14 protein-coding genes and 1 pseudogene are annotated in these 14,454 nt (G+C 69.3%); 9 read left to right on the top strand and 6 right to left on the bottom strand.

Annotated elements, in window-relative coordinates; genetic code table 11:
• Together V7Q31_RS14105 and V7Q31_RS14100 are read left to right on the top strand one after the other, a co-directional pair.
• Nucleotides 1–500, top strand: a pseudogene (locus V7Q31_RS14105) (phosphomannomutase/phosphoglucomutase); the annotation flags it as partial.
• 147 nt (nt 501–647) lie between these two features.
• Entirely contained in the window at nt 648–1,175 is a 528-nt protein-coding gene (locus tag V7Q31_RS14100) for a hypothetical protein (protein WP_333834500.1), read from the top strand.
• A gap of 100 nt (nt 1,176–1,275) precedes the next feature.
• Here V7Q31_RS14100 and cysQ read toward each other — a convergent pair whose 3' ends face one another.
• The 3 genes from cysQ to V7Q31_RS14085 form a co-directional block, all read right to left on the bottom strand.
• Complete coding sequence (gene cysQ, locus V7Q31_RS14095; protein ID WP_333834499.1) at nt 1,276–2,073, bottom strand: 3'(2'),5'-bisphosphate nucleotidase CysQ; 798 nt, start codon at nt 2,071–2,073, stop codon at nt 1,276–1,278.
• A gap of 10 nt (nt 2,074–2,083) precedes the next feature.
• A complete protein-coding gene (locus V7Q31_RS14090) occupies nt 2,084–3,793 on the bottom strand; it encodes a bifunctional sulfate adenylyltransferase/adenylylsulfate kinase (RefSeq protein WP_333834498.1) in 1,710 nt (569 codons plus the stop codon).
• A gap of 135 nt (nt 3,794–3,928) precedes the next feature.
• Nucleotides 3,929–4,132, bottom strand: a complete 204-nt coding sequence (locus V7Q31_RS14085; protein ID WP_333834497.1) for a hypothetical protein — start codon at nt 4,130–4,132, stop codon at nt 3,929–3,931.
• A 363-nt stretch (nt 4,133–4,495) separates the two neighbouring features.
• Between V7Q31_RS14085 and rfbF the strand changes: the two genes are divergently transcribed.
• The 4 genes from rfbF (at nt 4,496) to V7Q31_RS14065 (ending at nt 9,211) form a co-directional block, all read left to right on the top strand.
• Nucleotides 4,496–5,323 (top strand): glucose-1-phosphate cytidylyltransferase, encoded by an 828-nt coding sequence (rfbF, locus tag V7Q31_RS14080; protein WP_333834496.1) that lies wholly within the window; start codon nt 4,496–4,498, stop codon nt 5,321–5,323.
• Nucleotides 5,320–6,636 (top strand): NAD(P)H-dependent oxidoreductase, encoded by a 1,317-nt coding sequence (locus V7Q31_RS14075; protein ID WP_333834495.1) that lies wholly within the window; start codon nt 5,320–5,322, stop codon nt 6,634–6,636. Before rfbF ends, V7Q31_RS14075 begins: the two co-directional genes overlap by 4 nt.
• 122 nt (nt 6,637–6,758) lie before the next feature.
• Nucleotides 6,759–7,868, top strand: a complete 1,110-nt coding sequence (locus tag V7Q31_RS14070; RefSeq protein ID WP_333834494.1) for an NAD-dependent epimerase/dehydratase family protein — start codon at nt 6,759–6,761, stop codon at nt 7,866–7,868.
• A 2-nt stretch (nt 7,869–7,870) separates the two neighbouring features.
• On the top strand, nt 7,871–9,211 hold the full coding sequence (locus V7Q31_RS14065; RefSeq protein ID WP_333834493.1) for a UDP-glucose dehydrogenase family protein: 1,341 nt from the start codon (nt 7,871–7,873) through the stop codon (nt 9,209–9,211).
• A gap of 25 nt (nt 9,212–9,236) precedes the next feature.
• Here the strand turns inward: V7Q31_RS14065 and rfbC are convergent, their stop codons facing one another.
• The gene (gene rfbC, locus V7Q31_RS14060; protein ID WP_333834492.1) at nt 9,237–9,770 is read right to left on the bottom strand and encodes a dTDP-4-dehydrorhamnose 3,5-epimerase; all 534 of its coding nucleotides are present in this window, start codon (nt 9,768–9,770) and stop codon (nt 9,237–9,239) included.
• A 148-nt stretch (nt 9,771–9,918) separates the two neighbouring features.
• Between rfbC and V7Q31_RS14055 the strand changes: the two genes are divergently transcribed.
• From V7Q31_RS14055 to V7Q31_RS14045, 3 genes are all read left to right on the top strand, one after another.
• A complete protein-coding gene (locus tag V7Q31_RS14055) occupies nt 9,919–10,086 on the top strand; it encodes a transposase (RefSeq protein WP_333834501.1) in 168 nt (55 codons plus the stop codon).
• A 66-nt stretch (nt 10,087–10,152) separates the two neighbouring features.
• Nucleotides 10,153–11,847 carry a carbohydrate-binding domain-containing protein gene (locus V7Q31_RS14050; protein WP_333834491.1) on the top strand — a complete coding sequence of 565 codons (1,695 nt, stop codon included), beginning with the start codon at nt 10,153–10,155 and terminating at the stop codon, nt 11,845–11,847.
• 28 nt (nt 11,848–11,875) lie between these two features.
• Nucleotides 11,876–13,036, top strand: a complete 1,161-nt coding sequence (locus V7Q31_RS14045) for a Gfo/Idh/MocA family protein (RefSeq protein ID WP_333834490.1) — start codon at nt 11,876–11,878, stop codon at nt 13,034–13,036.
• Between the two features lie 30 nt (nt 13,037–13,066).
• Here V7Q31_RS14045 and V7Q31_RS14040 read toward each other — a convergent pair whose 3' ends face one another.
• The gene (locus tag V7Q31_RS14040) at nt 13,067–13,945 is read right to left on the bottom strand and encodes a hypothetical protein (protein WP_333834489.1); all 879 of its coding nucleotides are present in this window, start codon (nt 13,943–13,945) and stop codon (nt 13,067–13,069) included.
• Nucleotides 13,942–14,454: glycosyltransferase family 2 protein (locus V7Q31_RS14035; RefSeq protein ID WP_442976582.1), on the bottom strand; the 513-nt coding region annotated here is incomplete at its 5' end. The genes V7Q31_RS14040 and V7Q31_RS14035, both read right to left, overlap by 4 nt.

The following is a 14,454-nucleotide window of genomic DNA, read 5'->3' as shown; positions in this document are numbered from 1 at the left end:
TGAAGGCGCTCGGCGCGCTCGCGGGCTTCGAGAAGTCGGGCCACTACTTCCTCGCCCCGCCGATCGGCCGCGGCTACGATTGCGGGATGCGTGTCGCCGTCGAGATCTGCCGGATGCTCGACCGCCACCCCGAGGCGTCGATGTCGGACCTGCGCCGCGCCCTCCCCCGCACCTGGTCGACGCCCACCATGTCGCCCTTCTGTCCCGACGCGGAGAAATACGGCGTGGCCGCGCGGCTGACGGCGCGGCTCGAGGCGATGGCGGTGGCGGGCGAGTCGCTCGCGGGCCTGCCGATCGAGGGCGTCGTGACCGTGAACGGCGCGCGCGCGCAACTCGCGGGCGGCGCCTGGGCGCTGGTGCGGCCGTCCTCCAACACGCCCAATCTGGTCGTCGTCTGCGAGAGCCCGCATTCGGAGGACGAGATGCGCGCGATCTTCCACGCGCTCGACGCGGTGATCCGCGAGGAGCCGGCGGTCGGCGCCTACGACCAGACGGTCTGACGCCGCGCCCCGCCGCCGGCTTGCTCGCTCTCGTAGACGGGCCCCCGACAACGTCCGGCGCGCTGTCGCGCCCGATCTCTCGCGCTTCGCGATCGGGCCAATTCGGCGTAGATTTCCGGCGAGGCCGAAAGAACGTCCGGAGAGACGATGTTCGACCATCGAGACCTCGCCGCCATGCGGGCGGCGCAGCCTCGCATGCGGTCCCACATCCGCCGCAAGACCTTCTCGCCCACAGGCGCCAAGACGCTGCGGCGCTTCTTGTCCTGCAAAGTCGCCGAAATGATCGTCGCGGCGGACCAGTCGACCTTCCCCGGCAAGCGCGCCGCCGACCCCGCGCCGCCTGCGGGCGAGCTCGAGCCCGAGGGCGGCCAGGCGCTGGTTCAGCCTCGACGAGGTGAACGCGCCGCGCGCGCCAACTTCAAGGGCAGGGCCGACAAGTCGACCGACGTCCCGCCCGACGACGCCTGCGACCTGATCCTGTGCGATCGCGCCTCCCGCAATCGGGCGCCAGTCGATGAACGCGGTCTTCGCCGCCGATCTGCTCTACGTCCCCGCCGCCCCCGGCTGCTCGGAGTGCGACCCGACCTCGGCCCGCTCGCCGGAGCGCTCGCCAACCTCGCCGGAACCTCCCCGACAGCGAAAGTCCCGACTCGCAAGGCATTCCCGTGCTGCTGACGCGCCGCGAGCCCGAACTCGGCCGGATGGGCGCATCCACCGCATCAGTTCAATTTTCCCTGGCCTCAGGGCGAGCCATCGGCGCAGTTCGCCGCGGCGCTCATCCGCGGGCGAGATCGACCCCCGGCGCGTAGGCGATGAAGAACGGGTTGCGCCGACCGGCGCGACCGTAGCGCATCGGTGCGCGGCTTTCGAACTCGACCACCGCGCCGCCCGCCGCGCGCAGCACCGCCTCGCCGGCCGCGGTGTCCCATTCCATGGTCGGGCCGAGCCGGGGGTAGAGGTCGGCCTCGCCGGTCGCGACCAGACAGAATTTGAGCGAGGAGCCCGCGCTCTTGAAGTCGGCGACGGCGTAGCGGGCGATCCAGGCGTCGGTCGCGGCGTCGCGGTGCGATTTCGAGGCGACGACGCGCAAGGCGCGGTTGTCGGGCGCGGCGGCGGCGATCGGGCGCGCCGGACCTTCGGCCTCGGGTGCGAAATCGCCGGTCTCCTCGACCGCGCCGCCGCCCGCCGCCGTGCGGAACAGCCGTCCGACCGCCGGCGCGTAGACCACGCCGGCGACGGGCGCGCCGCCCTCGATCAGCGCGATGTTGACCGTGAAGTCGCCGCGACGCTGCACGAACTCCTTGGTGCCGTCGAGCGGGTCGACGAGGAAATGCGCGCCCTCGGACGCCACATGGCTCGCGGCGCGCTCCTCGGTCACCACGGGGATCGCGGGATAAGCCGCCTCGAGCCCCGCGACGATGATCCGGTCGGCGGCGAGATCGGCTTCGGTCACCGGGCTGTCGTCGGCCTTGGCGCGGGTCTCGAAATCGGCCCGGCCATAGATCTCCATGATCGCCCGCCCCGCCTCGATCGCGAGGCGGCGCAGCGTGGTCTCCATCGCGGCGTCGCGCATCTCCCCGCCCTCAGCCCAGCAGCCCGAGGGCTTCGAGCTTGAGCATCACCTCCTGCGCGCAATCGTCGGGGGTGACGCTGACGGTCTCGACGCGCAGCTCCGGGTTGACGGGCGTCTCGTAGGGGTCGGAGATGCCGGTGAACTCCTTGATCTTGCCTTCGCGGGCGAGCTTGTAGAGCCCCTTGCGGTCGCGCTTCTCGCATTCCTCGAGCGGCGTGGCGACATGGACCTCCACGAACACGCCGTACTGCTCGATCATCGCCCGGACGTCGGCGCGCGTGCCCGCATAGGGCGCGATCGGGGCGCAGATGGCGATGCCGGCGTTCTTGGTGATCTCGGAGGCGACATAACCGATGCGGCGGATGTTGACGTCGCGGTGCTCCTTGGAGAAGCCCAGCTCCGAGGAGAGATGCTTGCGCACCACGTCGCCGTCGAGCAGCGTCACCGGACGGCCGCCCAGCTCCATCAGCTTGACCATCAGCGCGTTGGCGATGGTCGACTTGCCCGAGCCCGACAGGCCGGTGAAGAACACCGTGAAGCCCTGCTGCGAGCGCGGCGGCGAGGTGCGGCGCAGCTCGGCGACGACTTCGGGGAAGGAGAACCAGTCGGGGATCTCCAGCCCCTCGCGCAGGCGGCGGCGCAGCTCGGTGCCGGAGATGTCGAGGATGGTCATCCCCGCCTCGACCTCGTCGCGCGGCTCGTACTGCGCCTTCTCCTGCACGTAGACCATCTGCTTGAAGTCGACCATCGCGACGCCGATCTCGGCCTCGTGCTCGCGGAACAGCTCCTGCGCCGCGTAGGGGTCGTAGAAGTCCTGGCCCTGGCTGTTCTTGCCGGGGCCGGCGTGATCGCGGCCGACGATCATGTGGGTGACGCCGTGATTGCGGCGGATCAGCCCGTGCCAGACCGCCTCGCGCGGGCCGCCCATGCGCATGGCGAGGTTGAGCAGCGACAGATGCGTGGTCGAAGTCGGGTACTTGTCGAGCACCGCCTCGTAGCAGCGCACGCGGGTGAAATGGTCGATGTCGCCCGGCTTGGTCATGCCGACGACCGGGTGGATCAGCAGGTTGGCCTGCGTCTCCTTGGCGGCGCGGAAGGTCAGCTCCTGATGGGCGCGGTGCAGCGGGTTGCGCGTCTGGAACGCGACGATCTTGCGCCAGCCCATCTTGCGGAAGAAGGCGCGCAGCTCGTTGGGCGTGTCGCGGCGCGCGCGGTAGTCGTAATGGGTCGGGGGCGTGATGCCGATGATCGGGCCGCCGAGATAGACCGGGCCGGCCTTGTCGTGCAGATAGGCGACCGCCGGATGGGCGCGGTCGTCGGCGCCGAACACGCGCTCGGCTTCCCGGCGCTTGTCGGGCGACCATTTGTCGGTGATCGACAGGATCGCGAGGATCACCCCCTCGGGGTCGCGCAGCGCGATGTCCTGACCCGGCGCGACCGTGTCGGCGAAGGCCTGGGAGACATCGAGCGTGACCGGCATCGGCCAGAGCGACCCGTCGGCGAGGCGCATGTTCTCGACCACGCCGTCGTAATCGGCTTCGGAGATAAAGCCGGTCAGCGGGTTGAAGCCGCCGTTCATCAGCAGCTCGATGTCGCAGAGCTGGCGGGCGGTGAGATCCCAGCTCGGAAGTTCGGCTGCATGGTGCTTGAGCTTGGCCGCGCTGTCGGCCGAGACGTAGAGCTCGCTGATGCGCATGGTGTTCGGGGCGACGGCCGACATGACTCACTCCTGCACGTAAACAACGGCGGCGATTTGCGAATTCGCCCTTCGGGAACTGCGGGGACTGATGCGCCAAGGTCTTCGCACATGCAATCCTGCGCCCAGCTCAATGAGGGGGGCTGCGGCTTTCCCGCATCAGTCGCCGGCGCCGAGCGCGCTCATCAGCGCTCCGGCGGGGCCCTCGACGCATGGGCCGGGTCGCTCTGTGCGGTGGCGCAGAGCATCGGGGCGCGGAAATGGCATGTAGATCGCGTCAGGGCCGCAGTTCCCGACGTCGCAGACGCGCGCATGGAGGTCGAACTCGCGCTGCGCCGCCTCGCTGGGGCGTCGTCCCCGCACGTGGCCTCGCCGTTCTTCGGTGAGGCCGATCCTGCGCCGGGCGCGCGCTGGGCTCCCCCTTCCCGACTTGGCTCCGACGGATTGCAGCGCAGGAGCGCGCCTTCGCCGACCAGCTTCGGGCGCAGGGGCTCGCCGGCCTGAGACGGCCGCGAACCGCGCTCTCGGGGCGTTGCCAAAAGGTCATCGCCCGTTTCGCGCGCGCAGCGACCAATAAATCGCGTGCAATCTTCCCATGCTTTCGTGATATGGGCGCATCCCAAGAAGGAGGAGGTCAGCGGCCCGCGCACCGAGGTTGCGGCGCCCTCCCCGGATGAGGAAGTAGGTCGTGTGTCGACGGCGTGTTCGCGTGAGCAAAGGTGATACATGAAAGTCGTGATTTTCGCCGGCGGTTACGGCACGCGCATCAGCGAAGAGACCGTCACCATCCCCAAGCCGCTTGTTGAGATCGGCTCAATGCCGATCCTCTGGCACATCATGAAGATCTACTCGGCCCACGGTCTGAACGATTTCGTGATCTGCTGCGGCTACAAGGGCCACATGATCAAGAAGTACTTCTTGGACTTATTCCATCGCTCCAACGACATCACGATCGACCTGCGAACCAACGCCGTCGAAGTGCGGCGCGTCGCCACCGAGCCCTGGCGCGTCACACTCGCCGACACCGGGCTTGAGACCATGACCGGCGGGCGGCTCAAGCGCGTGCGCGACTATCTCGGCGACGAGTCCTTCTGCCTGACTTACGGCGACGGCGTGTCCGACATCGACATCCAGGCGCTGATCGCCTTCCACCGCAAGGAAGGCGCCAAGGCGACGGTGACCGCGGTGCGGCTGCCCGGCCGCTTCGGCGCGCTCGACTTCGCCGCCGAGAGCGCGCGCGTGAAGGGATTCCGCGAGAAGAGCGCTGTGGACGGCCATCTGATCAACGGCGGCTTCTTTGTCTGCGAGCCGAGCGTCATCGACTATGTCGAGGGCGACGCGACAGTCTGGGAGCAGGAGCCGTTGCACCGGCTGGTGGCCGAGGGCGAACTCGCCGTCTACCACCACACCGGGTTCTGGCAGAACATGGACACGCTGCGCGACAAGCACGTGCTTCAGGAGATGTGGGACAGCGGCGAGGCGAAGTGGAAGATCTGGGACAGGCCCGTCGTCGCGGATGACATTGGCGCCGCGCCGAAGGCGACAGCGCGATGATCATCGTCGACACCGCCCTGCGCGCTCGCGGCGCCGCGGGAAAACCCGTGCAGTTCGGCATGTACGGGGCGGGCTTCATGGGGCGCGGGATCGCGAACCAGGTTCTCAACTACACGCCCGGCATGCGCCTCGCGGTGATCTGCAACCGCTCCGTCGCAGCCGCGATCGCAGCCTACGAAGATTTCGGCGCGCCGCGCGAGTCGATCGTCGAGGTGCGCACGCCCGGCGAGCTTCAGGACGCGATGGCGCGGGGCCTCTTCGCCGTCACCGCCGATCCGGCGGTGCCGGCCGCCGCGGAGGGCGTCGAGGCGCTGGTCGAGGCGACGGGCCATGTCGAGTACGGCGCGCGCGTGACCGTGCTGGCGATCGAGCATGGCAAGCACATGATCCTGATGAACGCCGAGCTCGACGGAACCGTCGGCCCCCTCCTGAAGGAGCGCGCCGAGCGCGCCGGCGTCATCCTCACGGGCTGCGACGGCGATCAGCCCGGCGTGCAGCTCAACCTTCTGCGCTTCGTCGAGAGCATCGGGCTCACGCCGAGGGTCGCGGGCAACATCAAGGGCCTGCAGGACCGCTACCGCAACCCGACCACGCAGGCGGGCTTCGCGAAGCAGTGGGGCCAGACGCCGCATATGGTGACGAGCTTCGCGGACGGCACGAAGATCTCGTTCGAGCAGGCGATCGTCGCCAACGCGACCGGCATGAAGGTCGCGCGGCGCGGCATGATCGGCCTCGAGCATCGCGGCCATGTCGACGACCTGCTCGCGATGTACGATCTCGACGAGCTGCGCGCGCTCGGCGGGATCGTCGAATATGTGGTGGGCGCCCTGCCCTCGCCCGGCGTCTACGTCTTCGCCGAAGCGCATGAGAAGACGCAGGCGCATTATCTCGATTACGGCAAACTCGGGAAAGGGCCGCTCTACAGCTTCTACGTGCCCTATCACCTGACGATCTTCGAAGTGCCGCTCTCGGTGGCGCGCGTCGCGCTGTTCGGCGATCGGGTGATCGCGCCCAGGGCGGGACCGGTCGTGGACGTGGTGGCGACCGCCAAGATCGACCTGGAGGCGGGGGCCGTGCTGGACGGGCTCGGCTGGTACATGACCTACGGCCAGTGCGAGAACTACGACGTCGTGCGCGCGCAAAATCTGCTGCCCATCGGCCTCGCCGAGGGCGCGCGGCTCAAGCGGAATGTCGCGAAGGACCAGGTGCTCACCTATGACGACGTCGAGCTGCCCGCGGAAAGCCTCGCCTGCCGGCTGCGCGCCGAGCAGGACGCGCGTTTTCCCGCCGGCGCCGTCGATCGGGTCGCATGAGCCGGCGCGCCTGAGCGTTCGTCCGGACAGCGAGGAGAAGACCGGGACGGGGGGACCGGACCGGAGAACGCGACGCCGGACGCCGCGGGGCCGTCCGACATCGCCGCCAAAGTGGGGAGCCAATGCGAACAGCTGCTGACGTCGTCGAGGCCGATCTCGACTATATCGCCCGACGCCTCTCGGAGGACTTCGCGGGCATGGCCGGGAAGCGCCTCCTGATCGTCGGCGGAGGCGGCTTTCTCGGCTACTATCTCGTGCAATCGGCGCTTCACTGGAACCGGATCGGCGCCGCCGCCCCGATCTCCGTGACGGTCTTCGACAACTACATCCGCGGCGTTCCCGTCTGGCTGACCGCGCTCGAGGGCGATCCGAACCTGACGCTGCGCCGCCACGACATCACCGATCCCCTGCCCGACGACATCGGCGACATGGACTTTGTGATCCATGCGGCCTCGATCGCCTCGCCGACCTATTACCGCCGCTACCCGATCGAGACGATGGACGCGAACGTGAACGGGCTGCGCCGCCTGCTCGACTACGCGCTCGCGCAGAAGGCGGCCGGCAAGCCGCTCACCGGGTTCCTGTTCTACTCGACCTCCGAGATCTACGGCGACCCGACGCCGGAGAACATCCCCACGCCCGAGACCTATCGCGGCAACGTGTCCTGCACGGGGCCCCGCGCCTGCTACGACGAGAGCAAGCGCTACGGCGAAACGCTCTGCGTCAACTTCGCCGCCGCGCATGGCCTGCCGATCACCATCGCCCGGCCCTTCAACAATTACGGCCCGGGCCTCAAGATCACCGACCGCCGGGTTCTGCCGGACTTCGCGCGCGACATCTTCGCGGGCCGGGACATCGTGATGCTGTCGGACGGCGCGCCGACCCGGACCTTCTGCTACATCGCCGACGCGATCGTGGGCTATTACCGGATCATGACGCGGGGCCGGCCGGGCGAGGCCTACAACATCGGCATCGAAGCGCCCGAGATCTCGATGGCGACCCTCGCCGACAAGGTGACCGAGATCGCCCGCGCGCGCTTCGGCTATGCGGGGCGCGTGGTCCGGCGCGAGAGCGAGGAGAGCGCCTATCTCGTCGACAATCCCAACCGCCGCTGCCCGGTGATCGCCAAGGCGCGCGCCGAGCTCGGCTACGATCCCTCGATCGGCGTCGACGAAGGGCTGACCAGGGCGCTGATCTGGTACAGCGGCAATCAGGTGGCCGAGGAGGCGTGAGCATGCGGGTTTCGGTCGTCGGCACGGGCTATGTCGGCCTGGTTTCGGGCGTGTGCCTCGCGGCGAAGGGGCATGACGTCACCTGCGTCGACCTCGACCGCGTCAAGGTCGCGCGCATCAACGCGGGCGACCCGCCGATCTACGAACTCGGCCTCGAGGAGCTGCTCAAGGCGCATGTCGGCCGGTCGCTCCGGGCGACCGACGATCTCGCCGCCGCAGTGCGCGACACCGAGATCTCCCTGATCGCCGTCGGCACGCCCTTCGACGGGTCCGAGATCGACCTGAAATACGTGCGCGCCGTCGCCGCCGAGATCGGCGCGGCGCTCCGCGACAAGCCCGCTTACCACATGGTGGTCGTCAAGAGCACCGTCGTGCCCGGAACCACCGAGGACGTCGTGCTGCCGATCCTCCAGGCGGCGTCGGGCAAGCGGGCGGGACCCGATTTCGGCGTCGGCATGAACCCCGAATTCCTGAAGGAGGGCGAGGCGATCGCCGACTTCATGGAGCCCGACCGGATCGTGCTCGGCGGGATCGACGCCCGCGCCATCGCCGCGCTCGAAGACCTCTACGCCGCGTTCCCCGACGTCGACAAGATCCGCACCGACCCGCGCACGGCGGAGATGATCAAGTACACGGCGAATTCGCTTCTCGCGACGCTGATCTCCTTCTCGAACGAGATCGGCAATCTTTGCGCGAAGGTCGGCGTCGACGTGGTCGACGCGATGGCCGGCGTCCATCTCGACAAGCGCTTCTCGCCCGTCATGCCCGACGGGAGCAGGGTGCGCCCGTCCTCTCTCGCCTATCTGGCGGCCGGCTGCGGCTTCGGCGGCTCGTGCTTTCCCAAAGACGTCAAGGCGCTGATCGCCTATGGCCAGGCGGCCGGCGCGCCGATGGGCCTGCTGCGCTCGGTGATCGAGGTCAACGAGGCGCAGCCCGCCAAGATGCTCGAGATGCTCGCGCGCCATTGCCCCGACCTCGCCGGCCGGCGGATCGCCGTGCTCGGCATGGCCTTCAAGCCCGGCACCGACGACATCCGCGAAAGCCCCTCCCTGCCGGTCACGGCGCGGCTTCTGGAACAGGGCGCGAAAGTCGCCGCCTACGACCCGATCGCCCGCCATGAGGCCGAGAAGATCTTCGGCGAGGCGGTGGACTTCCGCGACGATCTCGCCGCGGCGCTCGACGGGGCCGAGGCCATCCTCGTGATGACCCGGTGGCCCCAGTTCGAGGCGCTGCCCGCGCTGCTCAAGGATCGGACCGATCCTCCGCTGGTGATCGACGGACGGCGGATGCTGCCGAAGACCGACGTGCCGCGCTATGAGGGGATCGGCCTGAAGGGCGCCTGAGAGCCACGTCCGGCGCATGCCGGACTCACTCTTCGCTTATCGACGGCCAGGCCGAATCCTTTTCGGAGATCACGCTGACCGCCAGCGGCCAGCTTATGCCGAAGGCTGGGTCGTCGAACCGCACGCCGCCTTCCGCGCCCGGCGTGTAAGGGTGCGAGATCATGTAGGTTACGTCGCAGTCGTCCTCAAGCGTCTGGAAGCCGTGCGCGAATCCTGCGGGGACGTAGAGAAGGCGACCGCTCTCGGCGGTTAGGTCGAAGCCCTCCCACTTGCCGTAGCTGGGCGAGTCCCGGCGCAGATCGATGATCACGTCGTGGATCGCGCCCTTCACGACCCGCACCAGCTTGACCTCGCCATGCGGCGCCTTCTGGAAGTGCATGCCTCTAAGCGTGCCCTTCCGGACGTTGCGCGAGTGATTGGCCTGGACGTAGCGCGTCTCAAGCCCGTGCTCGGCGAACTCCCGCTCGCAGAACACCCGCGCGAAGAAGCCGCGCGCGTCGCACTGCGGCTCGATGTCGATCAGCATCGCGTCGGCGAGGCTCGTGGGGTGGAACTTCATGCCCTGCTCCTGTCGTCGGGAACGCGGGGCTCGCATCGCCCCCCGCGGCCCTCGTGTAAAGCCGAAAACGTACAGAGCCGAATAAGGACGAGACCCATGTCGCACTGGAGATCGTGAAACGCCCACCCGGTGAAATGGCTTCGTCGTCATCCGCCTCCGCCGGGTCGTCGAGCGGACCTTCGCGTGGATCATGAAATGCCGACGCCTCGTCCGCGACTGCGAGCAGCTCTCCGCCGTCTCCGAGACCCTCATCGCCATCGCCGCCATCGCAACCTTCGTCAGGCGCGCGGCAGGGCGCGTCTCAAACACGGTCTGAGATGTAAAAATTAACAATGCCAAGCGAGTTTGGCGTCCGGCAGAGTCAGTCGTGCGGGGCGTGAGAATGACCTATGTGTGGACCGTGACGCGGACGTCGGCGCCTGGCGACTGGGTTTATCCCGGCGACGCGTATGTGGCGTACGCCAATCCGTGGAACGCGGGTGGGATGGCGTCGGGGGACTGGCTTCGGGTGGAGTTGTCGGACGGGTCGGCGACCGAGCCGCCGGAGATGCGGGTGACGGGCGAGCTGACGCGGGGATCGGGCCTGCCCAAGGGTGCGCCGACGATGATCATCGGCGCGCATTACAATCTGGAGTCGCGGGTCAATCCGTTCACCTCCGACGGCAAGCGCGGCCTGTTCACCGCCGGGATCGACGACATGAGCGTCTCGGTCGGCGGCGCGAAGAACGCCTCCGCCAACGGCGAGTATTTCCGCGCCATCCAGCTTTACATGACCTACGAGCGCTTCACCGGCGACAACTGGGGCGGCTACGCGGGCAAGATGTTCGACATCCAGATCCGCCTCGACACCGTCAACTACCCCGGCGGCAAGCCGCGCTACGACGCCCAGGACGTGATGATCGGCAAGCACAAGTTCGACGTCGCCTGGGAGGAGAACGGCTACATCAACGGCAACGCCATCCACTACCAGTTCGACCTCGACCCCAGCTCGGTCGCCGTCGACGATCTCGACCTCGACGCGCTGATCGAGTTCATCCGCGTCTCCAACAACGCCGAATACGGCCGCAAGGACGCCGGCTTCTGGCTCTATCAGGTCGCCTCCTGGATCGAGCCGATCTCCGGCCGCATCGACGCCACCGTCTCCGCCCCCGTCCTCGAACTCGACGGCCGCACCTACGGACCCTCGGCCTACGCGCCGAGCCCCACGCCGAGCCCCGAACCGACGCCAACTCCGACCCCAACTCCGGCGCCAACTCCGGCGCCGGCCCCCCCGGCCACGGGCGGCGGCGAGGGCTGGCAGAGCGTCGTGGTCCGCGCCGCCGGAACCGGCCTGTCCGGCGACGCGCCGGCCTTCGACGTCTGGGTCGACGGCGCGCGCCGCGACGGCTTCTCCATCGTCAACCCGCGCAAATCCGTCGACGCCAACGACGACTCCCACTTCCGCGACTACGTCGTGAAATATTACGGCCAGACCCCGGACAAGATCGCGATCAAGTTCCTCAACGACGGAACCGTCGGCGGCGTCGACAAGAACCTCTGGATCGACTGGGTCCAGACCGGCGGCGCGCGCTACGAAGCCGAAACGGACGGCCTCTACAAGCATCCCTACGGCCAGTCCAGAACCGAAGGGATGTGGTGGAACGGCGAGATGCTCTTCGACGTCGGCGGCGGTGCGAAGGGTGGAAGCTCGGGCGGCGCGAGCGCGCAGGAGATCGTGGTGCGCGCCGCGGGAACCGGCGCCCCGGGAACGCCGCCGACCTTCTCCGTCCGCGTCGACGGCGTCGAACGCGCCGACTTCGCCATCGCGAACCCGCGCAAATCCGTCGACGCCAACGACGACTCCCATTTCCGCGACTACGTCGTGAAATATTTCGGCCAGACCCCGGACAAGATCGACATCATCTACGACAATGACGGCCAGAGCGGCGGCGTCGACAGAAATCTCTGGATCGACTGGATCCAGACCGGCGGCGCGCGTTACGAAGCCGAAACGGACGGCCTCTACAAGCATCCCTACGGCCAGTCCAGAACCGAGGGGATGTGGTGGAACGGCGAGATGAGCTTCGACCTGATCTGATCGGCGCCAGCGCCTGCGGGGGGCGGTCGTGAACGGATCGCCCCCGACCGGGCTCGGGATCGTCGGCTGCGGCTACATCGCCGACAGCTACGCAGCCGCGGCGCGCCTGCACGCCGACGCGCTGGCGATCGTCTGCGTGCACGATCGCCGGCCCGAGCGCCAGGACGCCTACAGCCGGTTCTGGGGCTTTCGCGCCGCGCCCGATCTCGACGCGCTGCTCGGCGATCCGGGCGTCGAGATCGTCGTCAACCTCACCGATCCCGAGAACCACGAGGCGGTGACGCTGCGCGCCCTAGCCGCCGGCAAGCACGTCTACAGCGAGAAACCGCTGGCGATGACCGCCGCGGGCGCGGAGCGGGTGGCGCAGGCGGCGCGCGAGGCGGGGCTCCGCCTCGCCGGCGCGCCCTGCAACCTGCTCGGCGAGCATGTCCAGACGCTGTGGCGCGCGGTGCGGGCCGGCGTCGCGGGGCCGATCCGGCTGATCTACGCCGAGATGGACGACGGCATGGTGCATCGCGCGCCCTATCGCGACTGGAGCAACCGCTCCGGGGCGCCCTGGCCAGCGCGCGGCGAGTTCGAGGTCGGCTGCACCTTCGAGCATGCGGGCTACACGCTCACCGCGCTCGTCGCGATGTTCGGCCCGGTGCGGCGGGTGACGGCCTTCGCGCATCTGTGCATGCCCGACAAGGCGACCGACCCGCCATTGCCCCATCCCGCGCCCGACATGTCCGTCGCCTGTCTCGAATTCGACGGCGGCGTGGTCGCGCGGATGACGAATTCCGTGGTCGCGCCCTACGATCACCGTCTGCGGCTGATCGGCGAGGGCGGCGTTCTGAGCGTCGCCGAACCCTGGCGCTACGATTCGCCCGTGCGCTTCGCGCCGACGCCCACGACGCGCATAGGCCGGCTGCTCGAGCGCCGTCTCGGCTACACGCCCGCGCGCACGCTCGCGCCGGCGCGCCGCCCGCCCTTCCGGCCCGGTCGCGGCATGCCGGCGATGGATTTCATGCGCGGCGTCCGCGAGCTCGCCGACGCGATCCGCGAGGACCGGCCCTGCCGGCTGTCGCCCGAACTCGCCGTCCATGTGAGCGAAGTCACCGAGGCGGCCCAGCACCCCGAGCGGTTCGCGCTCCCCCATGCCGTGCGCTCGTCGGCCCCGCCGATCGAGCCCATGCCGTGGGGGCTGTGAAAGGCCGCCGCCAGGACGCAGTCGCCCGCCTCACTTGGCGGGCGCGCCGTAATCGCGGCCGTTCAGCCTCACGCCGAAGTCCCCGATCGAGGTGTCGATCGCGCCCGCGCGGGGCTCGATCCAGACGGACACGCCGGGAAACCGCGCCGGCGCCGGACGCGCGCGCAAACTTCGCTCGCGCCGGTCGATCCAGGCGAGAAACGGTCGAAGGTCCACCTGCAGCGGGGTCTCGGGCGGGAACAGGGCTTTGAAGATGTAGTAGCGCCGCTCGGGCGCGTCCGCCGCCAGCGCCGCGTCGAAGACGCGCCACTCCCGACCGCCGAAGCCGACGTCGCCGGCGTAGCTCGGGCTGAACGACGACGGCGCGGGGAAGTCGCGCGAGGCGAAGCGGATCTGGATGTCGAGATCGATCGACGCCCCCCAGTCCGGTCCCGGCGGCGCGTAGAAGCCGTAGAGCTGAATCGCCTTCGCCCAGCTGGCATCCGGCCCCGAACGGTCTTCGGTGGCGACCCGGACCGACAGCTCCTCGATCTCGGCCAGGGAGAGGCCCGGACCCTGCGCGCCCGCGAACGGATCGGCGGGACTGCGATAGTCGAACTGCGCCCCGAGCAGCAGGCTCGGCGCGCCCTTCGGCAGCCCGCGGCCGAGCGTGAGCGGGCCGGTCAGGACGTCTAGCCAGGCGACCGGCGAAGCGCCAGCGAGGCGCAGCCGGGTCTCGAACCGGTCGCCGGGCGCGAGGTCGCCGTGGTTCCACGGATTGTGGATCGCGAGAAGGTCGCCCGCCGGCGCCGCCGACCAGTCGGGCGCACCGGCGACCGAAGACCAGACGCGGACTGTCGAGGCGTCCCCGGCCGCGCCGCCCGCGAACAGAGCGGCGCAAAAGGCGAAGGCCGCGCGCCGCGCGCTCATGCCTCGCCCCGACCCCGCCGCCCGGCGGCGTTCTCGACGGCGTAGAAGCCGAGCTTGCGCCACCACAGCGCCTTGCCCGCGCCCGACGCCATGCGGTCGGCGAGATAGGCGCGGCGATGGCGGTCGCCGAAGGCCGCAGCGCCGAGGAAAGCCGCGCCGTAGAGCGCGGTCTGCGCGAGGCCGCGCAGCATCAGGTCGAGCGCCGCGAGCGCGGGCCGGCGCGCGTTCTTGATGACCGCTGCGGCGTAGACCTGGCCGCCGCTGTAGCCGCGCAGCATCCGATAGCCCGGTTCGAGCCTCGACGCGGGCACCCATTCCACCACGACCGAGCTGGGCGCCCAGACGAAGCGCCGCCCGGCGCGGTCGAGACGGGCGAAGAAGTCGAAATCCTCGCCGCCCGAAAGGCCGAAGCCGAGATCGAACGGCCCCGCCGCGTCGGCGTCGTCGAGGCAGCTCTCCCGCCGCAGCAGCGTGCCGCCGGTGCTCAGGATCAAGCCGAGCGGCCGCCG

Source organism: Rubrimonas sp. (assembly GCF_036788415.1).
GTDB lineage: Bacteria > Pseudomonadota > Alphaproteobacteria > Rhodobacterales > Rhodobacteraceae > Rubrimonas.
This window is presented reverse-complemented; position numbering and strand designations above follow the sequence as displayed.